Source organism: Pseudomonas sp. FW300-N1A1 (assembly GCF_058789115.1).
Genome location: NZ_JBYTBK010000001.1, coordinates 317,067 through 336,747, shown reverse-complemented (window position 1 = coordinate 336,747; position 19,681 = coordinate 317,067). Strand labels below are relative to the sequence as shown.

The window sequence follows — 19,681 nt, the reverse complement described above, 5'->3', positions numbered from 1 at the left end:
GCGGCTATGCACAGTTATGACTATTGGCTGATCCTTGCCTTCTTCGCCGTGGTGCTGGTGCCGGCACCGTTTCTGGGGCGCTTCTACTACAAGGTGATGGAAGGCCAGCGCACCTGGCTGACGCCGGTTCTGGGGCCGGTGGAGCGCGGCTGTTATCGCGTGGCCGGGGTCGACCCGAAGCGTGAGCAGAGTTGGCAGATGTATGCCCTGGCGTTGCTCGCGTTCAACCTCGCGGGCTTTTTGCTGTTGTTTACGATCCTGCTGTTCCAGAACTACCTGCCGCTCAACCCGCAGCATTTGCCGGGCCAGGAGTGGACCCAGGCCTTCAACACGGCGGTCAGTTTCATGACCAACACCAACTGGCAGTCCTACAGCGGTGAGGCCACCCTGAGCTACTTGAGCCAGATGGTTGGCCTGACTGTGCAGAACTTCGTCAGTGCGGCCACCGGCCTGGCGGTACTGGTAGCGTTGTGCCGTGGTATCAGTCGCAAATCGGCGCAAACCCTCGGTAACTTCTGGGTCGACATGACCCGCGCCACGCTCTATGGCTTGTTGCCGCTGTGCTTGCTGCTGGCGTTGTTCCTGGTCTGGCAGGGGGTGCCACAAACCTTCGCGCAGTATGTGAATGCGCTGACCGTGCAGGGCGTTGACCAGGTGATTCCACTGGGGCCTGCGGCCAGCCAGATTGCAATCAAGCAACTGGGTACCAACGGTGGTGGCTTCTTCGGTGTCAACTCGGCGCATCCATTCGAGAACCCCACGGCCTGGAGCAACCTGTTCGAGGTCTCCTCGATCATTCTGATTCCCGCAGCGCTGGTGTTCACCTTCGGCCATTACGTCAAGGATCTGCGTCAGAGCCGGGCCATTATCGGCTGCATGCTCGCGCTGTTCCTGATCGGTGGTGCGGTGTCGCTGTGGGCTGAAAACCAGCCGAACCCGAGCCTGAGCAATGCAGCAGTCGAGCAAACCGCACCGCTGGAAGGCAAGGAAGCACGCTTCGGGACCACCGCGACCGTGCTGTGGTCGGTGACCACTACGGCGGCTTCCAACGGCTCGGTCAACGGCATGCACGACAGCCTCAACCCACTGAGCGGCATGGTTGCACTGGTCAACATGATGGTCGGCGAGGTGATTTTCGGCGGTGTCGGCGCGGGCCTCTACGGCATGTTGCTCAACGTCCTGATCGCAGTGTTCCTCGCCGGCCTGATGATCGGGCGCACACCGGAATACCTGGGCAAGAAATTGCAGGCCAGGGAAGTCCAGTTGCTGGTGGTGACCTTGCTGGTGATGCCGGTTGGCGTGCTGGTGCTCGGTGCCCTGGCGGCGAGCCTGCCTGGCCCGGCGGCCACCATCAGTAACCCCGGCCCTCACGGCTTCAGCCAGTTGCTGTACGCCTACACCTCGGCCAGCGCCAACAATGGCTCCGCCTTTGCCGGCCTGGGTGCCAACACGCCGTTCCACAACCTGATGCTGGGGCTGGGCATGTTGATCGGGCGCTTCGGTTACATCCTCCCGGTCCTGGCGCTTGCCGGCAGCCTGGCGATGAAGAAAAGCGCGCCGGTCGGCCAGAACAGCTTCCCGACTCATGGTCCGCTGTTCGTCACCTTGCTGACTGTGACTATTTTGCTGGTGGGTGGCTTGACCTTCCTGCCGACCCTGGCGCTGGGTCCTATCGCTGATCACTTGAGCATGGGCTTCTAAGGAATCCAACATGAATATGCACGTTCCTGCCTCAAAACAAGCCGCCCCCGCCCAATTGGCCGAGGCGCCGAAAACCTCGATTTCGGCCCTGTGGCGACCGGCGCTGGTGCAAGCGTTCGTCAAGCTCGACCCGCGACAGCTCAAGCGTTCGCCGGTGATGCTGGTGGTCGAGCTGACGGCCATCCTCACCACGGTGTTGTGCTTTATCCCGGACACGGCGGTGCCGTCCTTTGTCGCGGCGCAAATTGCCCTGTGGCTGTGGTTCACCGTGTTGTTCGCCAACTTCGCGGAAGCCCTGGCCGAAGGTCGTGGCAAGGCGCGCGCGGACAGTCTCAAGGCCGGCAGCGAAGGCCTGAGTGCTCGGCGCAAACAAGCCGACGGCCGCTTTCAGGTCGTGCCGGCGAGTTCATTGCGCAAGGGTGATGTGATACGGGTTGAGGCCGGGGAGATGATTCCCGGTGACGGTGAAGTGATCGAAGGCATCGCGGCGGTCAACGAAGCGGCGATTACCGGCGAATCCGCACCGGTGATTCGTGAGTCCGGCGGTGATCGTTCGGCAGTCACCGGCAATACCCGGTTGGTCTCCGACTGGTTGCTGGTGCGCATCACCGCCAACCCGGGTGAGTCGACCCTGGACCGCATGATCGCGCTGGTGGAAGGTGCCAAGCGGCAGAAAACGCCGAACGAAGTGGCGCTGGATATTCTGCTGATCGGCCTGACCATGATCTTCCTGGTGGTGGTCGTGACCCTGCAGCCGTTCGCCCACTTCGCCAATGGCAACCTGCCGCTGGTGTTTCTGGTGGCATTGCTGGTGACGCTGATACCTACCACCATCGGTGGCTTGCTGTCGGCCATCGGTATTGCCGGCATGGACCGCTTAGTGCGCTTGAACGTCATCGCCAAATCCGGTCGTGCGGTGGAGGCCGCCGGTGACGTACACGTGCTGCTGCTGGACAAGACCGGCACCATCACCTTCGGTAACCGTCGTTGCAGCGCTATTTACGCAGCGCCTGGCGTCAGCTCCAAGGAGCTGGCCGAAGGGGCGCTGTTCGCCTCGCTGGCCGATGACACGGCCGAGGGCAAGTCGATTGTCGAGTACCTGCGCGGCCTTTATCCACAGGCCGAGCCGTCCGCCGAGGCGCTGACCGCCGTGCCATTCAGCGCCGAGACCCGCTTGTCCGGTGTTGACTATCAAGGCCGCGTCTATCGCAAGGGGGCCGTGGATTCGGTGCTGGCGTTTGTTGGCCTGACGCGTGCCGACATGCTGCCGCCGATGTCCCGGGAAATCGACAAGATCGCCCAGAGCGGTGGTACGCCGTTGCTGGTGTGTGCCGAGGGCAAGCTGCTCGGCGCGATCCACCTCAAGGACGTGGTCAAGCCGGGTATCCGTGAGCGTTTCGCCGAGCTGCGCAAGCTGGGGATTCGCACTGTCATGGTCACTGGCGACAACCCGCTGACCGCCGCCGCGATTGCCGCTGAAGCCGGCGTGGATGACGTGTTGGCCGAGGCCACTCCCGAGAAAAAACTCGCCCGCATTCGTCACGAGCAAAACGACGGTCGTCTGGTGGCCATGTGTGGCGACGGCGCCAACGATGCACCGGCACTGGCTCAAGCGGATGTCGGGATGGCGATGAACGACGGCACGCAGGCCGCTCGCGAAGCGGCGAACATGGTCGATCTCGACAGCGATCCGACCAAGCTGCTGGACGTGGTGCAGATCGGCAAGGAGTTGCTGGTCACCCGTGGTGCGCTGACGACGTTCTCCATCGCCAACGACGTCGCCAAGTACTTTGCGATCCTGCCGGCCTTGTTCGCCTCGATTTATCCACAGCTGGGCGTGCTGAACATCATGCACTTGAGCAGTCCCCAGAGCGCGATTCTGTCCGCCATCGTCTTCAACGCCCTGATCATCGTTGGATTGATCCCGCTGGCGTTGCGCGGGGTACGTGTGCAGGCCGCGAGTGCGGCGCATCTGCTGCGTCGTAACCTGCTGATCTACGGCGTGGGCGGCCTCGTGGTGCCGTTCGTGGGCATCAAGCTGATCGACATGCTGCTGACGGCGCTGCACCTGGTGTAACTGCTGCGCGCCGTGCCCCGGGCGCGGCGTTCACCCTGAATGGAGATTTTTGACATGTCCACAATGATTCGTCCGGCCTTGAGCCTGCTTGTCCTGATGACGCTGGTCACGGGCGTCGCTTATCCACTGGTGGTGACCGGTATCGCCCAGGTCGCGTTCCCCGATCAGGCCAATGGCAGTCTGGTGTGTGATGCCGATGGCAAGGTTCGTGGCTCTTCCCTGATCGCCCAGGATTTCGTCGGTGACGCCTGGTTCCACCCACGGCCATCGGCCGGTGCGTTTGCCACGGTTTCCAGCGGCGCCAGCAACCTGGCACCGAGCAATCCGGCCTTGGCGACGCGGGTGATCGACGACGCCACCAAGCAGCTGGTCCCAGGCCAGGGGCCGGTTCCCCTGGCGTTGCTGACCACGTCCGGCAGTGGCCTCGATCCACACTTGCCACCTGCCGCGATTACCTATCAACTGGCGCGGGTGGCAGCGGCACGTGATGTGCCGATTGCCACCTTGCAACAGTTGCTCGACGCCCACATCGAACGGCCATGGGTGGGGCCACCGGTGGTCAATGTGCTGGAGTTGAACCGGGCACTGGACGCGTTGTAGACACGTGATTGGCCGGGACGCCGAACGTCCCGGTCTGTATTCCCGAGCCAGGCCCGGGAGCGAACAACCTGAAAGAAAGAGACCCCGATGAGTGACTCCGGCCGCGCCGATGCACTGCTAGCTGAACTGCCCCGCGACGGTCGCGGTCGACTCAAGGTTTTTCTGGGTGCCGCCCCCGGTGTCGGCAAGACCTACGCCATGCTGCAGGCCGCCCACACCCAGTTGCGTCAGGGCGTGAAAGTCATCGCCGGGGTGGTGGAAACCCATGGTCGTGCAGAAACCGAAGCGCTGCTCGCCGGCTTGGCGCAGCAACCCTTGGTGCGCTCCGAATACCGCGGCGTGATGCTGGAGGAAATGGACCTCGACGGCCTGCTCAAGGCCAGGCCGAAACTGGTGCTGGTGGATGAGCTGGCACACAGCAACGCCCCCGGCAGCCGGCATGCCAAGCGCTGGCAGGACATCCAGGAGCTGCTCGCGGCGGGGATCGACGTGTACACCACCGTCAACGTCCAGCACCTTGAAAGTCTCAACGATCAGGTGCGCGGTATCACCGGCGTTCAGGTGCGTGAAACCTTGCCCGACTGGGTGCTGCAGGAAGCCTACGAGCTATTGCTGATCGACTTGCCACCGCGAGAGCTGCTGGAGCGCCTGCGTGACGGCAAGGTCTACGTGCCCGAACAGGCGCGGGCGGCTATCGATGCCTTCTTCACCCAGACCAACCTCACCGCGCTGCGTGAGCTGGCCATGCAAACGGCGGCGGCCCAGGTCGATGATGACCTCAGTCGTGGCTATCGACAGCTGGGGCAGGCGGCCCCCGCGGTACGTGGTCGCTTGCTGGTGGGGGTGGACGGCGATGCCCAGGCTGAGCGCCTGGTGCGTCACGCCAGTCGGGTCGCGCAGCGCCGGCATTTGCCCTGGAGCCTGGTGCACGTGGATAACGGCCGCGTGGGCGATGAACAGTCGCGCCTGCGGTTGCAAAATGCCCAGCAATTGGCGGAACGGCTGGGCGGGGAGGTGGTACTGCTGCGCGCCGGTGAAGTGGCGAAAACCCTGATCCAGCACGCCGCCGAGCGGCGTGCCAGCCTGCTGTTGGTTGGTCAGTCACGCCCGCGCCTGCGTCGTCGAGTGTTGGGTGGCGGGTTGGCGTCGCGCTTGTTGCGCAATGCCCGAGGTCTGGAAATCAACGTTCTGGACAGCGACGAGCAACAGTTCCAGCCACGTCAGCGTTCGGTGCAGTCGCTGGCCTGGTTCGACTATGCGCTGGCGCTGCTGGCAACGGTGCTGGCCACCGGTATTGCGTGGGCGGTGTCGAGCCTGCTGCCGTTGCCGAACATTTCGCTGGTGTTCCTTGCGGCGGTGTTGCTGGTGGCGGTGCGCAGCAGCCTGGGACCGGCGCTGGCGTGCGCGGCGTTGTCCTTTCTGACCTACGACTTTCTGTTTATCCCACCGAATTTTTCCTTCGCGATCCAGCGTGAAGAGGACGTGCTGACGCTGCTGTTTTTCCTGTTGATGGCGGCGCTCACCGGCAACCTGGCGGCGCGCCAGCGGCGACAATTGCAAGCATTGCGCGACACCCAGGAAGAAACCAGCGAGTTGCTCGACCTGTCGCGCAAACTCACTGCGGCCACTGACCGGCAGGCCGTGGTCAGCGCGGCCGCGCAGCACCTGGTGGGCTGGAGCGATATGCAACTGTGCCTGGTCAATCGTGACGGGCAGGCGGGCTGGAAGGTCGAAACCGGTGGTCCGATACAGTTTTCCGACGCCGAGCGCGCGGCGGCCGACTGGGCCTGGCAGCACGATCAACCGGCCGGCATGGGCACCGGCACCTTGCCGTTCGGCCGCTGGTGGTGGTGGCCGTTGTCAATCGACGATGGGCCGTTGGGCCTGCTCGGTGTTTGCCCGAAGGAGGGGCAGCCGCTCAGTGGCCAGCGCCGGCGTTTGCTGACCGCGTTGAGCCAACCGCTGGCGCAAGCGTTGGCCCGCGCTCAGTTGGCCGAAGACCTTGAAGCAGCGCGCCTGCACGGTGAAACCGAACAATTGCGCAGCGCTCTGCTGGCTTCGGTATCCCACGATCTGCGCACGCCGCTGACCTCCATGCGCGGCAGTATCGACAGCCTGCTGGCACTGGGTGAGGCGATTCCGTTGGCGGATCGTCGCGAGTTGCTCGAGGGTACCCGGGATGAAGCCGAGCGCCTGGATCGCTACATCCAGAACCTGCTGGACATGACGCGCCTGGGGCACGGCGCATTGAAACTGGCGCGGGACTGGGTGTCGCCTGCCGATATCGTCGGCAGCTCGCTCAACCGCTTGCGCGCGGTGCTGGCGCCCTTGCAGGTGAGCGTCGAGGCCCCGGGCGAGTTGCCGCTGCTCTTCGTGCATGCGGCATTGATCGAGCAGGCGCTGGTCAACATACTGGAAAACGCCGCACGCTTTTCACCGGTCCATGGCCGCTTGCAACTGAGTGCCGGTGTCGCCGACAGCGAACTGTTTTTTGCCGTGAGTGATGAGGGACCGGGTATTCCCGAGGCGGAGCGGGCGAAGATCTTCGACATGTTCTACACCGCCGCCCGAGGCGATAGAGGGGGGCAGGGGACGGGTTTGGGCCTGGCGATCTGTCAGGGCATGGTCGGTGCGCACGGTGGGCGAATCAGCGTGGCCGCCGGCATTGACGGGCGCGGCACCTGCATCACCATTCACCTGCCGTTGCAGGAGCAGCCGGGGATGGACAGTGAAGCTTGATGCGACCTGCGCTACGCTTGCGGCTCTTTGTTTGCCACTTTCTCTTATTGATGTGAATCCATGAGCCAGACCGCGACCATCCTGGTCATTGACGATGAACCGCAGATCCGTAAATTCCTGCGTATCAGCCTGGCCTCCCAGGGTTATAAAGTGCTTGAAGCCGGCACCGGCAACGAAGGCCTGGCACAGGCCGCGTTGAACAAGCCGGACCTGCTGGTGCTCGACCTCGGCCTGCCTGACATGGACGGCCAGCAAGTGCTGCGCGAGTTTCGCGAATGGTCGACGGCGCCGGTGCTGGTGCTGTCGGTACGTGCCAGCGAAGGGCAGAAAGTCGAGGCCCTGGACGGTGGCGCCAACGACTATGTGACCAAGCCGTTCGGCATCCAGGAGTTTCTGGCGCGGGTCCGTGCGCTGTTGCGTCAGGCACCCGCGGGCGAAGCCCGGGAAGCGGCGTTGTCCTTCGGGCCGTTGACCGTGGACCTGGCGTACCGACGGGTGCTGCTCGATGGCGCCGAGGTGGCGTTGACCCGCAAGGAGTACGCCGTGCTGGCGCAATTGGCGCGCCATGCCGGGCGGGTCATCACCCAGCAGCAACTGCTCAAGGATATCTGGGGCCCGACCCATGTCGAGGACAGTCATTACCTGCGGATCGTGGTCGGGCACCTGCGGCAGAAGCTGGCAGACGACCCGACCCGACCCCGGTTCATCCTGACCGAGGCGGGGGTGGGGTATCGGTTGTTGAGCGAGGGGAGCCAATGATCCCGCCCGGGATGCGAGCTCCTCAGTCGCGCTCGTTCTCGTAGCGATCCAGGGTGTCGCGGGCAATTTCCCGTCCCAGGGCGATCAGTTCCGGCGCCTTGTAGAACTCGAAGAACCGGCAGACCCGTTTCGGTACGTTGATCAGGATGTCCGGTGGGTAACCGGCGATCTTGTATTGCGCCAAGGAGGTTTGCATCACCTCGAAGCTCTGGTTGATCAAGTCCAGCAGCGAGGCCGGACCGACGTTGTCGATGATGAACGACCCCGTGGCGGATTTCGGAGCGCCTTCGTTTTCCGGGCCCGCGGCGGGTTGCTGGGCTTCAGGGGCAGGGGACTCAATCCACGGATTGATCTCGGCGGCCTCACTGCGCAGTGCTTCCTGTTCCAGCAGCAGCAATTGTTCGGCTTGCTTACGGCGAAACGGCAGGTGCGAACCCACGGAGTTGATCAGGCTGTCGAACCGGCTTTTGAACGCGGCGGGTCGCTGGATCACCGGCAGTTGGTAATGCTTCTGGTTGGTGGAGTTGAGGTTGACCGCGATGATCAGGTCACAATGGCTCGACACCACCGGCACGATCGGCAGCGGGTTGAGCAGGCCGCCGTCCACCAGCATGCGGTTGCCTTGCATGACGGGAGTGAACAGGCTCGGAATGGCCGCCGAGGCACGCATGGCCTGGTGCAGGCAACCTTCCTGGAACCAGATTTCCTGCTGGTTGGTCAGGTCCGTGGCCACCGCCGTGTAGGGGATGCGCAACTGTTCGATATTGATCTCGCCGACGATCTTGCGGATCTGCCCGAAGACTTTCTCGCCGCGAATGGCGCCCAGGCGAAAACTCACGTCCACCAGGCGCAGCACATCGAGGTAGTCCAGGCTTTCGATCCAGTCGCGGTAATCGTTGAGTTTGCCGGCGGCATAAATGCCACCGACCACCGCGCCCATGGAGCAGCCGGCAACACAGGCAATGTCGTAGCCACGGCGTTCAATTTCTTCGATGACCCCGATATGGGCATAGCCCCGGGCGCCACCTGAGCCCAGCACCAGTGCGACACGCTTTTTCATGTACTCGTCCTTACGTCAAACAGGCCTCAACAATGCACCCATCGAGGGGCGTGCTTCAATCATGTTGATCGGGTGTGCATGATACGCGTCGTTTTTTCGACATTCGATGACGGCACATGAGTCCTCTGGCGGACGCTATAGTTTCCAGCGACGCTGCAAGGCACTTTTGGCCGCGCTGACCGTCTTACCCAGCATGATTGTTTTTTTACCTTGAGGTGTCATTGATGAAAGCCTGGATCTGTCTGCCATTGATTGCGTTGGTACTTGCCGGTTGCGCGGGTAAAACCGCCTACCGTGACAGTTGTGGTAGCCAGCTGGATGCGGCCTGGAAAGAGCTGGACCTGGCCAAGGCCGAAGGGTTTGCCGGTACCGTGAGTTACTCCAAGGCATTGTCGCTGTTGACCGGGGCCAAGACCCAGCAGCAGTTCGAGGCCTTCGAAGGTTGCGCCAACAAGGCCCAGAAGGCACGCTTCTATATCCGTGAGTCCCGTGCGGGTCGTTGAACCGTCCATGACCTGGCGCACTACGGGCGCCAGGTAGCCGATCCAGTATGGGCCTATGCTTGTGCTCTGATGTGGATGCCTGACCTGGGAGAAGACGATGTCTGCGTTGGTTGATCGGTTGGTGTCCCGAGTCCTGGGGCTGGAAGTGCGTTTGCTGGCCTGTCAGGCCCGGCTGAGTGCGAGCACCGACGCCGAAGCGCTGCATGACTTGCGTACCTCGGTTCGCCGTTTGCGCAGCCTGTTGCGACCCTTGCGGGGGCTGCCCGGGGTTGAGCAACTGGAGGCGGCCGCGGCGGCGCTCGGCACCCTCACGACCCCCCTGCGCGACCGTGAAGTACTGGCTGCCTATCTGCTCCAGCATGGGCAGCGGCAAGCGGCCGAGCATCGCATGCTGCAGATGAGCCAGGCGTATCCGGCGGTGGCGGCCAGCCCGCAGCTGGCGCAGTTGATGATGATCCTCGACGCGTTTCCGCGCTTTCTACGCGCCTGTGAGCGCCAGGGGTTGCTCAAAGGCTTGCGCAGGCGTATCGAGAAGCGTCTGGCCAAGCAGTGGAAAACCCTGGATGACACCCTGCACGATCCCGCCCACGACCGCCACCGCCTGCGTCTGCTGATCAAGCGGGTGCGCTATGCCATCGAAGCCTATCCCGAACTGGATCGCCTGCCTGGAGCCGCCATGCCACGGCTCAAGGCGGCACAAGGCGCCCTGGGGGATTGGCATGATTGCTGGCAATGGCTGGCGCGGGCCGAACATGAGCCCGACTTGTCGCCCTGCGTGGAGGGCTGGAAAGTGACCATGGCCACGGCCGAAAGCCGCGCCGATCGGGTGCTCGACAAACTCAGTGCGGCCTGTTTCAAGCCTTGAGCACGTGCGATTGCTCGAGCATCCGTCCTATCTGTCCGTTTCTTTGGCCGGAATAGGCGCTGTACCGGAGGCGAAGGCTGGTTAAGATCCGTCAGTCTTTTCCTAGCCTTGAGGTTTTCATGCGCTTTTCAGAATTACTCGACGCCGTGCGCAACTCGCCTGATGAGCTGGTGATACCGGCGCAGTGGGGGCAGGGCCGCGCCAGTTTCGGTGGTCTGGTGGCCGCGCTGCAGTACGAAGCCATGCGTGCGAAAGTCCCGGCTGATCGCCCGGTGCGCTCGTTGGCGATTACCTTTGTCGGTCCGGCCGAGCCCGGTGTTCCCATCCGCTTCGAAGTGGAAGTCCTGCGTGAAGGCAAGGCGGTCAGCCAGGTGCTGGGCCGAGCGCTGCAAAATGGCCAGGTGGTGACTGTGGTGCAGGGCAGCTTTGGTGCCTCGCGTCCCTCCGAAGTCGCGGTGACGGCCTTGCCGGCACCCGAGATGATGCACTGGGACGATTGCCAGGAGCTTCCCTACATCGATGGCGTCATGCCTGAATTCATGCGCCATCTGGCGATGCGCTGGGGTGTCGGTGGCATGCCGTTCACCGGCAACAAGTCCCGGGACATGGGCGGCTGGGTTCGCTTGCGCGGCGACGTGAAGGATGAGCCGGTGAGCGAGGCGCACATTCTGGCGCTGGTGGACGCCTGGCCACCGGCCTTGTTGCCGCATCTGGCGAAGCCCGCGGCAGGCAGTACCCTGACCTGGACCATCGAATTCGTACAGCCCTTGCTGGCCGTGAGCACGCTGGACTGGTGCAAGTACCATGTGGAAATCGAGCATGCCCGTGATGGATACGGGCATGCCGCCGCCGCGTTATGGAACCCCGAGGGGCAGTTGATTGCCCTCAGCCGGCAGACCGTGACGATTTTCGCTTAACGATCTTTATGCCGGTGGCGTTCGCACCAGGCGCGCCACCAGCGACCACTGAAGAGAAAGCGCGGGAACGTCAGGAACTGCTCAACCAGCAAGCGCGACACCGCATCCTTGCGATCACTGAATGGCTCGGAGGCCTGCGCCTCCAGGCGGTGACCATGACGCTGCAAGCCCAGGGCTGCCAGCAGGCCGACGATGCCGATGGCGACGTTCCCAAGGTTCAGGCTGAACACCCCGGAAACGATCAGCAAAAATGCCAGGATGAACAGCGGCACGGCAATCAGGTGCAACACCAGGTTGGTCGGATGCTGGTGATTGTTCGGGTACGCCCGCCATTGCCAGGCGGGGAGGTTGGGGTGACGTTTGCCCATCGTGGTAGTCCTCGATCCGTGAAACTCATACCTGAAGAATAGGCGGGGTAGAGGTCAACGGCGAATCAAGGTTGGCTATCGGAGTGATAGGCGGTCATGGCCAATGATGAGGGGGGCCGGTTTAGAGCTTCAATTGCCCGATGGCCTTGCTCAACTCGCCCGCCAGTGTTGCCAGCTCATTGCTGGTGGTGGCCGAGTCCACGGTCTGCTGCACGGTTGACTCGGTGACGTCACGAATACTCACCACGGCGCGGTTCATTTCTTCGGCGACCTGGCTCTGCTGCTCGGCGGCCACCGCAATCTGGGTATTGCTTTCACGCATCTGTGCCACGGCACTGGTGATCTGCGCGAGTGCGGCTCTCGCCTCCTGGGCCTGTTGCATGCAGTCGTCGGCCTTGTAAGAGCTCTCCTGCATGAAGTCCACGGCGTCCCGGGTACCGGTCTGCAAAGTCGACACCATGCGAGTGATTTCGTCGGTAGAGGCCTGCACGCGCTTGGCCAGGTTGCGCACCTCGTCGGCAACCACAGCGAAGCCTCGACCCATTTCCCCGGCCCGCGCCGCTTCAATGGCGGCGTTCAGGGCCAGCAGGTTGGTTTGCTCGGCGATGCTATGGATCACGCTGACCACGCCATTAATTTTCTGACTGTCCTCGGCCAGGCGTTGAATCATCTCGGCGGTTTGTTGCACGCCGGTGGACAGCCCGGCAATCGATGTTTGCACCCGACCCACCACCTCCTGACCACTGCCGGCGAGGGTGTCGGCGGTTTTCGACAGGTCACGCGTGGCGCCGGCATGCTGGGCGATGTGATACACCGTGGCCGACATCTCATTGATGGCGGTGGCGGCCTGATCGGTTTCGCTCTGCTGGCCGAGCATGCCCTGGCGTACGTCGTTCATGCTGCTGGCCAGGCGAGCCGCGCCGACATCCAGTTGGCGCGCCGTGTGGGCCACGGTGCTGACCACCCGTTGATAGCCGGCCTGCATGGCGTTGAAGGCGCTGGCCATCTGCCCGACCTCATCGGTGCAGGACAGCGGCACGCGTGCCGACAGGTCGCCGGTTTTTTCCACATGCAGCATGACGTCCTTGAGGGTGTTGAGTTGGCTCAGCAGGAAGCGGATCAACAGCTGCGAGGCACAGAGCATCGCCAGCATGAGGATGAACACGGCCATTGCATAGTTGGCAAAACGGTCGCTGAACACCTGGCTCAGGCTCGGGCCATAGGCCAGGACGGCGGTGTATTGGCCATTGCCCCGCGACACCACGTCGGCGCCAATCAACAGGGTCTCCCCGAACAGCGGCATGGGGTTGATGTCGACCCAGCCGTTGGCGTCGATCAATTGGGGCAGTGGCTGATCATTGAGCCTTGGTGTCTGGCCCTTGCTGAAGTTCAGCAAGGTATCGGCCTGGGGCAGTGCCTGACCGGCGGGCCACGCCGTGATCAACCGTGCCTGAGCGCTGGCCGCCTGCTGTGAAGCCTGGCTGCGCGCCTGTTGTTCCAACTGCACGGCATACAGCACCAACAGCAATGTGGTGACGAAAGCGACGGCGTTGACCGCCCAGAATTTGTATTTCAGCGAGATATTGCTAAGCCAGGCACCCATGGAAGGTCTTCTCTGATAGCGGAAACAGTATTGGCAAGGTGCCAGCATTGTGCCGCTACTCAGGAGAAAAATTTTTGATGTGGATCAAGTCCACAGGGCGGCGCAGAGGCGCACCGACTCAATCAATCGCGGGCAATGCAAAAAACGCCCGTGCACAGGCGGTGCTGTGTGCCGCCAGATCTTCCAGCGACTCGCTACGGTGCAGCGCGACTTCACGCAGTACTTCCGTCAGGTACGCCGGCTCATTGCGACCGTTCTTCGGCTTGGGGCGCAAGCTGCGGGGCAACAGATAGGGCGCATCGCTTTCAAGCATCAAGCGTCCACGGGCAATCTCGCGCACCAACGGGTGCAAGTGCGTGCCCCGGCGTTCATCGCAGATCCAGCCGGTGATACCGATGTGCAGGTCCAGATCGAGGTAACTGAACAGCGCCTTCTTTTCACCGGTGAAGCAATGCACCACGGCCGCCGGTAACTGGTCTCGGTAATCGCGCAGGATTTCCAGCAGGCGCTGGCTGGCGTCACGCTCATGCAGGAATACCGGCAATTGCAGGTCGACGGCCATTGCTAGGTGCTCTTCGAGTACCTTTTCCTGTTGCGGGCGCGGCGAAAAATCGCGATTGAAATCCAGCCCGCATTCCCCCACCGCCCGCACGTTCGGCTCTTTGAGCAAACGGTGTAAACGCTGAGCGCTGTCGGCATTCCAGTCGCTGGCGGAGTGTGGATGAATGCCGGCGGTGGTGAACAACCGCTGCCCGGTTTCGTCCAGTTGCTGGCACAGCTCCAGGGCCTGCTCGCTGCCCTCGACACTGGTGCCGGTCAGCACCAGTTGGCAGACGCCAGCGGCATAGGCACGGTCCAGTACAGCCTGGTGTTTGTCGGCGAAACTGGGGTTGGTCAGGTTGACGCCGATATCGATGAGTTGCATGGTGCTACCCTAGGCCAATGGCCGGAAAGCATACCAGAGCTGTAGATTTATAAGAAAAGCCAAGAACTACAACGAGTTATAGCTGTCTTTTGATGCCGAAAATGCACTTCGGCGGTTTTTCCGTCGCCGATTGACGCTTTCGCACCCTTGCCAGCGCTCCAGGCGCTCTGTTTCTGTCGACCTGCTGCAGCCCTTCTTGTGCAGCGGGACAGTATTCTTTCCGGAGAACGGATGACGCGACTCCAGGTTTTGCTACTGCTGTGCTTGTCGATGCTGCTGCCGATGCCGGCGGTGGCCCGGTTGGCAGGCCCCGTGGAAGCCGTTCAGCCAGGCAAGGTCCGGGATCTGGAGCAGATCCGCAGCAGCCGTGTGTTGCGGGTGCTGGTCAACCAGAGTCGCAACAGTTCCGGTGAAGTCCAGGGCCAGAGCATTGGCGTTGAGTACCATCGCTTGCGCGCCTTCGAGCAGTACCTCAACGGTCGCGCCCGTGACGGCCAGGAAATTTCCCTCAAGATCATTCCCAAGGCCAAGGACCAACTGCTCGGCGCGTTGCAGCGCGGAGAAGGTGACCTGGTGGCACCCGGGGAATTGCTTGATCTGCAAAGCGCTCGTGGCGTGACGACCAGCGAACCGATTGTCAGCAATGTGCCGCTGCTGCTGGTGGGGATCAAGGGCGAGCGCCGCTACACCCGGCTTGAGCAATTGTCCGGTAAAACCCTGGCCTTGCCTGCCGGCAGCGCCGCCGGTGAAGCCATCAATCAGATCAACCAGAAGCTGGCGCTGCACAAGCTGCCGCCGGTCAAGATCGAATGGGTCGACCCGAGCCTGGCGGTCGAAGATGTTCTGGAGATGGTGCAGGGCGGGATTTTTCACCTGACCATTGTCGAGCAACCGATCGCCGAGCGTTGGGGCAAGATCCTGCCCAAACTGCGTTTTGACCGGCAAGTGGTGATCAGTGAGCCGGGCGAGGAGTTCTGGTTCGTGCGTCGCGATGCATCGATGTTGCGGGCCAGCATTGACCGCTTCCTGGGTAGCTACAAGACACCGTCCGACCAGGATGTGGCATTCCTGCGCATCTATCGGCGCTTGTACCAGGTGCGCAACCCTCTGGCCCGGGCCGATCGCCAGCGTCTGGAGAAGGTGCGCACGGTCTTGCAGAAACATGCCCGCGAGCAGGGCATGGACTGGCTGAATCTGGCCGCGCTGGCCTTCAAGGAGTCGGCGCTGGAACCCACCGCCCAGAGCGGCAGCGGCCCGACCGGGCTGATGCAGATCACCCCGTCGGCGGCGCAACGGGTCGGGGTCAATAATATCCAGTCCCTGGACAGCAATGTCCAGGCCGGGGCCAAGTACCTGGCCCTGATCCGTCGCAAGTTTTTCGCCAGCCCCAAGCTCAATGAACGCGAGCGCATGGCCTTTGTCCTGGCCGGCTACAACATCGGCCCGGAACGGGTCCAGGCCATGCGGGCCGAAGCCCGGCGGCGTGGCCTGAATCCCAATCAATGGTTCTTCCAGGTCGAGCGTGTTGCGTTGGAGCAGGTGGGGATGGGACCTGTCAGCTATGTTAACAGTGTGAACAAGTACTACTTGGCCTATGACCGGGAACGGGAGTCGCTGGAGGCCCAGGGGCAGAAAGTTGTCTCACGTAAATGATCAACTAAACTGATTGGTATGGCGGATTTTTTGCGCTTTTAACATGAGTTTTACTGATTAATATAGCGACCAACCCACACACACTCGCAATGGATGACAGAGCATGAGCACATTGATCAACAAGGTACTTTCAACTCGCGCTGGCTACGGCCTGACCGTTTTGCGGATTTTCGTCGGCATCATCTTCGCTGCCCACGGTTCGCAGAAACTCTTTGGCATGTTCGGTGGCTATGGCATTGCCGGGACCGGGCAGTACATGGAAAGCCTGGGCCTGGCACCGGGCCAGTTGATGGCGATGCTGGCCGGTGGTACGGAATTTTTCGGCGGCCTGGCATTGATCGTTGGGCTGCTGGTGCGTCCGGCGGCATTGGGCCTGGCCTTCCTTTCGCTGGTGGCGATCTTCTCGGTGCACATCGGCAACGGCCTGTTCATGGCCAACAACGGTTATGAATTTGCCCTGGCATTGCTCGGCGGCAGTTTCGCCGTACTGATCGAAGGTGCCGGCAAGCTTTCATTGGATCGCGCCATCGCGGACTGACCGCTCTGGCTCAACGAAAAGGCCCGCATTGCGCGGGCCTTTTTTGTTGCCCGGGATTCTTGACACTGTCCCGTCGGCTTCTCTAGGATGTTGCCATGCGCCGATTTAAACAGCTACTTGCGGGGCGCCAGGTGACTCATTCAGTTGCCGATAGAAGCTTGAAACAGGCTTCGAAATACCGCTAAAGCGCTGGTTCGGTGTTGCCTCTCACCTGCCATGCAGACTTTTGAGGCAGAGACACGACATCATGAATGCACTTCGCCCTCCCGTACGTCCCGCGCCGATCACGGCTCACCTGACCCAACGCAACCCGAAAATCCTCCTTGGCGGTCGTCATCAGCCCACGCTCTTGCGTTATCTGGACGGCTGGCCGCGTCGCAATGGCGGCCCGGCGGCGTTCCTGATCCAGTTTGTCGAGGACGGTGAATCGCTGGCGCGTTTTGCCAGCGACAGCTTCGACCTGGCGGTGATTCAGTCGCCCAGCGCCGAAGAGGCGGTCGAAGTGATCAGGCAACTGACGCGCGTTGCCCGCCAGGGGCTGATTGCCCGCCGCTGACTCAGGGGTAGTCGATGGCGACGATGTACACGAACTGTTCGCCAGTAGGCGTCTGGACCCGGACTTCGGCGTCCAGGGCCTTGCCGATCAGGGCACGCGCCAGGGGCGAGTCGATGCTGATCAAGCCTTGCTTGAGGTCCAGCTCGTCCGGGCCGACGATCCGGTAGCGTGACTGCTTGCCGTCTTCATCCTCGATGGTCACCCAGGCGCCAAAGTACACCTTGTTCGGATCGCTGGGTCTTTCGCTGACCACTTTGAGCGCTTCCAGCCGTTTGGTGAGAAAACGCACGCGGCTGTCAATTTCGCGCAGCATCTTCTTGCCGTAGGTGTATTTTTCAAACGTGTGCGACCAATATTTTTACCTTATTGGTCGTATTTGACCTTTATCTATTAATATTTTGATTTAATTGGTCGAATATGACCATTAATAATAAAGTGTTTCTGTCTTATTGTTAGTGTTATTGGTCAAATTTGACCATTTATTGTGCGTTATACGTTATAATTGGTCGCTTATGACCAATAGCGTATTTGGAGAAAGCTATGTCGCTTATGCATTTTCTGTACTCTCCAGCGGAAATCGCACGCGAACTGGGGAAAAATGCCGAATCGTTACGCTTGTCCAAGAACCTTTCTCGCAAAACCTTAGCTGAGCAATCCGGAGTGTCTGAGTCCTCCATCAAGCGGTTCGAGTACACGGGGTCGATCACCCTTGAGTCCATGATTCTCCTGGCCACGGCGCTCGATGAGCTGACGCCGGTGATGAGTCTTTTCAAGCCCTCGCACCCAAGCTCAATCGACGAGCTAAAAAATCTCAAGCGTAAACGAGGCACCAAATGAGCTCGCCTACCCCCAGGTTCAAGCCCACCGAATCGCTCACCGTCACCGCCAATGGCAAAATGGTTGGCGAATTGAGCCGTGTCGAGGGGAGAGGCATCTACTTTGTGTACGACAAAGAATGGCTGGTCAAGGGGTTCGACCTTTCTCCCCTGACAATGACATTCGATGACAAGCCGCAGCTCGCTCGTGAAAGTCGTTTGTTCAAGGGGCTGCATGGCCCATTTGCAGATTCCTTGCCGGACGGCTGGGGGCTCCTGCTGATGGATCGATTCTTCGACGCGACCTTCGGAGCAGGAACCTCGCTGACGCTCAGTCCGCTAGATCGACTGGCCTATCTGGGGGATCGGGCTATGGGCATCTTTGAGTACCATCCCAAAACAGAAAAGGTCTGCGCCGAGCCAGTGAATCTTGCTCGCCTGTTTGAGGCATCTGTCGAGGTACAGCAAGGAAGCACCGCTGGTGTGCTCAAGGGGTTACGCTTGGCAGGTGGCTCTCCAGGTGGTGCTCGCCCCAAAGCAATCGCGGCACTGTCACACGATCTTGCGACTGCTACTTCCGCGTTTGGCCAACTTCAACCTGGATACGATCACTGGCTTGTGAAGTTCAGGGCTCTGAATGAGCCTTTGGAAACTGGCGGGATCGAGCAGGCATATGCGGTGATGGCCAGAAAGGCTGGTGTGAATATGGCCCATACGGAACTGCTAGAGGTGCAGATGCGTCAGGGCGGGCTTGAGCGCTTCTTCGCAGCCAAGCGCTTCGATCGTGATGGCAATCGCAAGATTCATATGATTACCGTCTCAGCCTTGGTTTATGCAGACTTCCGGGCGCCGACGATGGATTACAACCAGATACTCAAGCTGACAAGCGCGCTGACCAAAAGCGCTGCCGAAGTTGAGAAAATGGTGAGACTCATGATCTTCAATGCGGTGTTCCACAACTACGACGATCACACCAAAAACTTTGCGTTCCTGTATCACGAACCTCAGGACAAAAAAAGCGAGGGAGCCTGGGCGCTGTCTCCAGCGTACGACCTTACTTTCTCCGATGGGATGGGCGAGCACTCCACTGCATTTTCAGGTCATGGAAAACCGACACGAAAGGTCATCAGGGATCTGTGCAAGGATTACAAATACCTTAAGCCTGATGAATACATCGACCAAACCCTCGCGGCGCTTGATGACTGGGATCGTGTGCTCAGGGCACTGAAAATCCCTAAGTCTGCGGGGGTTGGCATTCACCGGGTTCTCAGTGATGCAAGGGGGCGATTCAGCCTTATTGAAGATAAATCGTTAGTGAGAAATCCGTCTTGAGTACGAACATCATCACAAAGGAAGGTCATGAGGCCCTGAAGAAGGAGCTCGACTACCTTTGGCGGGTAAAGCGTCCTGACACCACGCGCAAGGTCACCTGGGCGGCATCGCTCGGCGATCGCAGCGAAAACGCTGACTACCAATACAACAAAAAACTGCTTCGGGAAATTGACCGGCGTGTTCGGTACCTTCGCAAACGCCTTGAGGATGTGCGCGTCGTCGTGTACTCACCTGAGCAGGAAGGCAGGGTCTTTTTTGGGGCTTGGGTCGAGATCGAAAACGAGGCAGGGGACGTCAAGAAATTCAGGGTTGTGGGGTATGACGAAATCTACGGTCGCAACGATTACATCTCGATCGACTCACCAATGGCGCGTGCGCTTTTGAAGAAAGAGGTAGGCGACGAGGCCCTTGTGCAGACACCGGGTGGAGAAATGTTGTGGTGGATCAACGAGATTGTGTACTGCCAATAGTATGAAATGTGGGGTTCTTGAACCCGCTCGGCATTTTCAGAGCGATCACCCTGGGCAGCGGCTTCGCTGACCGATTGGGTGACCTGGGGGCGGCGCACATGCCAGAGCTCGTGGAACTCGGCACGCATCCGGGCCTCGCCCTCGGGCGTGATGAGGGCGGTGCCGGCTGGACGGGGAGGGCGATAGCGGCTCATTGCGAT

Annotated in this window: 18 protein-coding genes and 2 pseudogenes; 14 read left to right on the top strand and 6 right to left on the bottom strand. The window is 61.1% G+C overall.

Annotated elements, in window-relative coordinates; translation table 11 throughout:
- Nucleotides 1-6: 6 nt before the first annotated feature.
- The 5 genes from kdpA to AC3WQN_RS01675 all read left to right on the top strand — a co-directional run bounded on the left by kdpA (nt 7) and on the right by AC3WQN_RS01675 (nt 7,876).
- Nucleotides 7-1,701, top strand: coding sequence for a potassium-transporting ATPase subunit KdpA (kdpA, locus tag AC3WQN_RS01695; RefSeq protein WP_103399114.1), 1,695 nt, complete (start codon nt 7-9; stop codon nt 1,699-1,701).
- A 10-nt stretch (nt 1,702-1,711) separates the two neighbouring features.
- On the top strand, nt 1,712-3,778 hold the full coding sequence (gene kdpB, locus AC3WQN_RS01690; RefSeq protein ID WP_103399113.1) for a potassium-transporting ATPase subunit KdpB: 2,067 nt from the start codon (nt 1,712-1,714) through the stop codon (nt 3,776-3,778).
- Nucleotides 3,779-3,832: 54 nt separating this feature from the next.
- A complete protein-coding gene (gene kdpC, locus AC3WQN_RS01685) occupies nt 3,833-4,378 on the top strand; it encodes a potassium-transporting ATPase subunit KdpC (RefSeq protein WP_103399112.1) in 546 nt (181 codons plus the stop codon).
- 87 nt (nt 4,379-4,465) lie between these two features.
- Nucleotides 4,466-7,117 (top strand): DUF4118 domain-containing protein, encoded by a 2,652-nt coding sequence (locus tag AC3WQN_RS01680; RefSeq protein ID WP_103399111.1) that lies wholly within the window; start codon nt 4,466-4,468, stop codon nt 7,115-7,117.
- A 60-nt stretch (nt 7,118-7,177) separates the two neighbouring features.
- Entirely contained in the window at nt 7,178-7,876 is a 699-nt protein-coding gene (locus tag AC3WQN_RS01675; RefSeq protein WP_095143897.1) for a response regulator, read from the top strand.
- Between the two features lie 22 nt (nt 7,877-7,898).
- Here AC3WQN_RS01675 and AC3WQN_RS01670 read toward each other — a convergent pair whose 3' ends face one another.
- Entirely contained in the window at nt 7,899-8,936 is a 1,038-nt protein-coding gene (locus AC3WQN_RS01670) for a patatin-like phospholipase family protein (protein WP_095078640.1), read from the bottom strand.
- Between the two features lie 224 nt (nt 8,937-9,160).
- Here AC3WQN_RS01670 and AC3WQN_RS01665 point away from each other — a divergent pair, with 224 nt between their 5' ends.
- The 3 genes from AC3WQN_RS01665 to AC3WQN_RS01655 all read left to right on the top strand — a co-directional run bounded on the left by AC3WQN_RS01665 (nt 9,161) and on the right by AC3WQN_RS01655 (nt 11,221).
- Nucleotides 9,161-9,439, top strand: a complete 279-nt coding sequence (locus AC3WQN_RS01665) for a hypothetical protein (protein ID WP_095078641.1) — start codon at nt 9,161-9,163, stop codon at nt 9,437-9,439.
- Nucleotides 9,440-9,536: 97 nt separating this feature from the next.
- The gene (locus AC3WQN_RS01660; RefSeq protein WP_103399110.1) at nt 9,537-10,304 is read left to right on the top strand and encodes a CHAD domain-containing protein; all 768 of its coding nucleotides are present in this window, start codon (nt 9,537-9,539) and stop codon (nt 10,302-10,304) included.
- Between the two features lie 119 nt (nt 10,305-10,423).
- The gene (locus AC3WQN_RS01655) at nt 10,424-11,221 is read left to right on the top strand and encodes an acyl-CoA thioesterase (RefSeq protein ID WP_103399109.1); all 798 of its coding nucleotides are present in this window, start codon (nt 10,424-10,426) and stop codon (nt 11,219-11,221) included.
- On the opposite strand, the gene AC3WQN_RS01650 is transcribed toward AC3WQN_RS01655, so the two are convergent.
- The 3 genes from AC3WQN_RS01650 to AC3WQN_RS01640 all read right to left on the bottom strand — a co-directional run bounded on the left by AC3WQN_RS01650 (nt 11,218) and on the right by AC3WQN_RS01640 (nt 14,117).
- Entirely contained in the window at nt 11,218-11,589 is a 372-nt protein-coding gene (locus tag AC3WQN_RS01650) for an Mpo1-like protein (RefSeq protein WP_095143893.1), read from the bottom strand. The genes AC3WQN_RS01655 and AC3WQN_RS01650 overlap by 4 nt on opposite strands.
- 121 nt (nt 11,590-11,710) lie before the next feature.
- Nucleotides 11,711-13,192 (bottom strand): methyl-accepting chemotaxis protein, encoded by a 1,482-nt coding sequence (locus tag AC3WQN_RS01645; RefSeq protein ID WP_103399108.1) that lies wholly within the window; start codon nt 13,190-13,192, stop codon nt 11,711-11,713.
- Nucleotides 13,193-13,310: 118 nt separating this feature from the next.
- Nucleotides 13,311-14,117: a TatD family hydrolase gene (locus tag AC3WQN_RS01640; RefSeq protein WP_103399107.1), complete on the bottom strand. Its 807-nt coding sequence runs from the start codon at nt 14,115-14,117 to the stop codon at nt 13,311-13,313.
- Between the two features lie 231 nt (nt 14,118-14,348).
- On the opposite strand from AC3WQN_RS01640, the gene AC3WQN_RS01635 reads away from it, so the two are divergent.
- The 3 genes from AC3WQN_RS01635 (at nt 14,349) to AC3WQN_RS01625 (ending at nt 16,864) form a co-directional block, all read left to right on the top strand.
- Nucleotides 14,349-15,770 (top strand): MltF family protein, encoded by a 1,422-nt coding sequence (locus AC3WQN_RS01635; RefSeq protein WP_103399106.1) that lies wholly within the window; start codon nt 14,349-14,351, stop codon nt 15,768-15,770.
- A 103-nt stretch (nt 15,771-15,873) separates the two neighbouring features.
- The gene (locus AC3WQN_RS01630; RefSeq protein WP_103399105.1) at nt 15,874-16,308 is read left to right on the top strand and encodes a DoxX family protein; all 435 of its coding nucleotides are present in this window, start codon (nt 15,874-15,876) and stop codon (nt 16,306-16,308) included.
- A gap of 247 nt (nt 16,309-16,555) precedes the next feature.
- Nucleotides 16,556-16,864, top strand: a complete 309-nt coding sequence (locus tag AC3WQN_RS01625; protein ID WP_103399104.1) for a hypothetical protein — start codon at nt 16,556-16,558, stop codon at nt 16,862-16,864.
- A 1-nt stretch (nt 16,865) separates the two neighbouring features.
- On the opposite strand, the pseudogene greB (AC3WQN_RS01620) reads toward AC3WQN_RS01625, so the two are convergent.
- A pseudogene (gene greB / locus AC3WQN_RS01620) lies at nt 16,866-17,198 on the bottom strand (transcription elongation factor GreB); the annotation flags it as partial.
- A 206-nt stretch (nt 17,199-17,404) separates the two neighbouring features.
- Between greB (AC3WQN_RS01620) and AC3WQN_RS01615 the strand changes: the two are divergent.
- Genes AC3WQN_RS01615 through greB (AC3WQN_RS01605) form a run of 3 tightly spaced genes read left to right on the top strand, consistent with a single transcriptional unit; the run spans nt 17,405 to nt 19,481 of the window.
- On the top strand, nt 17,405-17,701 hold the full coding sequence (locus AC3WQN_RS01615; protein ID WP_103399103.1) for a helix-turn-helix domain-containing protein: 297 nt from the start codon (nt 17,405-17,407) through the stop codon (nt 17,699-17,701).
- Entirely contained in the window at nt 17,698-19,011 is a 1,314-nt protein-coding gene (locus tag AC3WQN_RS01610) for a type II toxin-antitoxin system HipA family toxin (RefSeq protein WP_103399102.1), read from the top strand. Before AC3WQN_RS01615 ends, AC3WQN_RS01610 begins: the two co-directional genes overlap by 4 nt.
- Nucleotides 19,008-19,481: a transcription elongation factor GreB gene (gene greB / locus AC3WQN_RS01605; RefSeq protein WP_103399101.1), complete on the top strand. Its 474-nt coding sequence runs from the start codon at nt 19,008-19,010 to the stop codon at nt 19,479-19,481. Before AC3WQN_RS01610 ends, greB (AC3WQN_RS01605) begins: the two co-directional genes overlap by 4 nt.
- A 20-nt stretch (nt 19,482-19,501) precedes the next feature.
- On the opposite strand, the pseudogene AC3WQN_RS01600 reads toward greB (AC3WQN_RS01605), so the two are convergent.
- Nucleotides 19,502-19,675 (bottom strand): annotated as a pseudogene (locus AC3WQN_RS01600) (transcription elongation factor GreB); the annotation flags it as partial.
- Nucleotides 19,676-19,681: the final 6 nt, after the last annotated feature.

Excerpts from the sequence above, each read along its gene's own strand:
- kdpA (WP_103399114.1), top strand. The coding sequence starts at position 7 with ATGCACAGTTATGACTATTGGCTGATCCTTGCCTTCTTCGCCGTGGTG.
- kdpB (WP_103399113.1), top strand. The coding sequence starts at position 1,712 with ATGAATATGCACGTTCCTGCCTCAAAACAAGCCGCCCCCGCCCAATTG.
- kdpC (WP_103399112.1), top strand. The coding sequence starts at position 3,833 with ATGTCCACAATGATTCGTCCGGCCTTGAGCCTGCTTGTCCTGATGACG.
- AC3WQN_RS01680 (WP_103399111.1), top strand. The coding sequence starts at position 4,466 with ATGAGTGACTCCGGCCGCGCCGATGCACTGCTAGCTGAACTGCCCCGC.
- AC3WQN_RS01675 (WP_095143897.1), top strand. The coding sequence starts at position 7,178 with ATGAGCCAGACCGCGACCATCCTGGTCATTGACGATGAACCGCAGATC.
- AC3WQN_RS01670 (WP_095078640.1), bottom strand. The coding sequence starts at position 8,936 with ATGAAAAAGCGTGTCGCACTGGTGCTGGGCTCAGGTGGCGCCCGGGGC.
- AC3WQN_RS01665 (WP_095078641.1), top strand. The coding sequence starts at position 9,161 with ATGAAAGCCTGGATCTGTCTGCCATTGATTGCGTTGGTACTTGCCGGT.
- AC3WQN_RS01660 (WP_103399110.1), top strand. The coding sequence starts at position 9,537 with ATGTCTGCGTTGGTTGATCGGTTGGTGTCCCGAGTCCTGGGGCTGGAA.
- AC3WQN_RS01655 (WP_103399109.1), top strand. The coding sequence starts at position 10,424 with ATGCGCTTTTCAGAATTACTCGACGCCGTGCGCAACTCGCCTGATGAG.
- AC3WQN_RS01650 (WP_095143893.1), bottom strand. The coding sequence starts at position 11,589 with ATGGGCAAACGTCACCCCAACCTCCCCGCCTGGCAATGGCGGGCGTAC.
- AC3WQN_RS01645 (WP_103399108.1), bottom strand. The coding sequence starts at position 13,192 with ATGGGTGCCTGGCTTAGCAATATCTCGCTGAAATACAAATTCTGGGCG.
- AC3WQN_RS01640 (WP_103399107.1), bottom strand. The coding sequence starts at position 14,117 with ATGCAACTCATCGATATCGGCGTCAACCTGACCAACCCCAGTTTCGCC.
- AC3WQN_RS01635 (WP_103399106.1), top strand. The coding sequence starts at position 14,349 with ATGACGCGACTCCAGGTTTTGCTACTGCTGTGCTTGTCGATGCTGCTG.
- AC3WQN_RS01630 (WP_103399105.1), top strand. The coding sequence starts at position 15,874 with ATGAGCACATTGATCAACAAGGTACTTTCAACTCGCGCTGGCTACGGC.
- AC3WQN_RS01625 (WP_103399104.1), top strand. The coding sequence starts at position 16,556 with ATGAATGCACTTCGCCCTCCCGTACGTCCCGCGCCGATCACGGCTCAC.
- AC3WQN_RS01615 (WP_103399103.1), top strand. The coding sequence starts at position 17,405 with ATGTCGCTTATGCATTTTCTGTACTCTCCAGCGGAAATCGCACGCGAA.
- AC3WQN_RS01610 (WP_103399102.1), top strand. The coding sequence starts at position 17,698 with ATGAGCTCGCCTACCCCCAGGTTCAAGCCCACCGAATCGCTCACCGTC.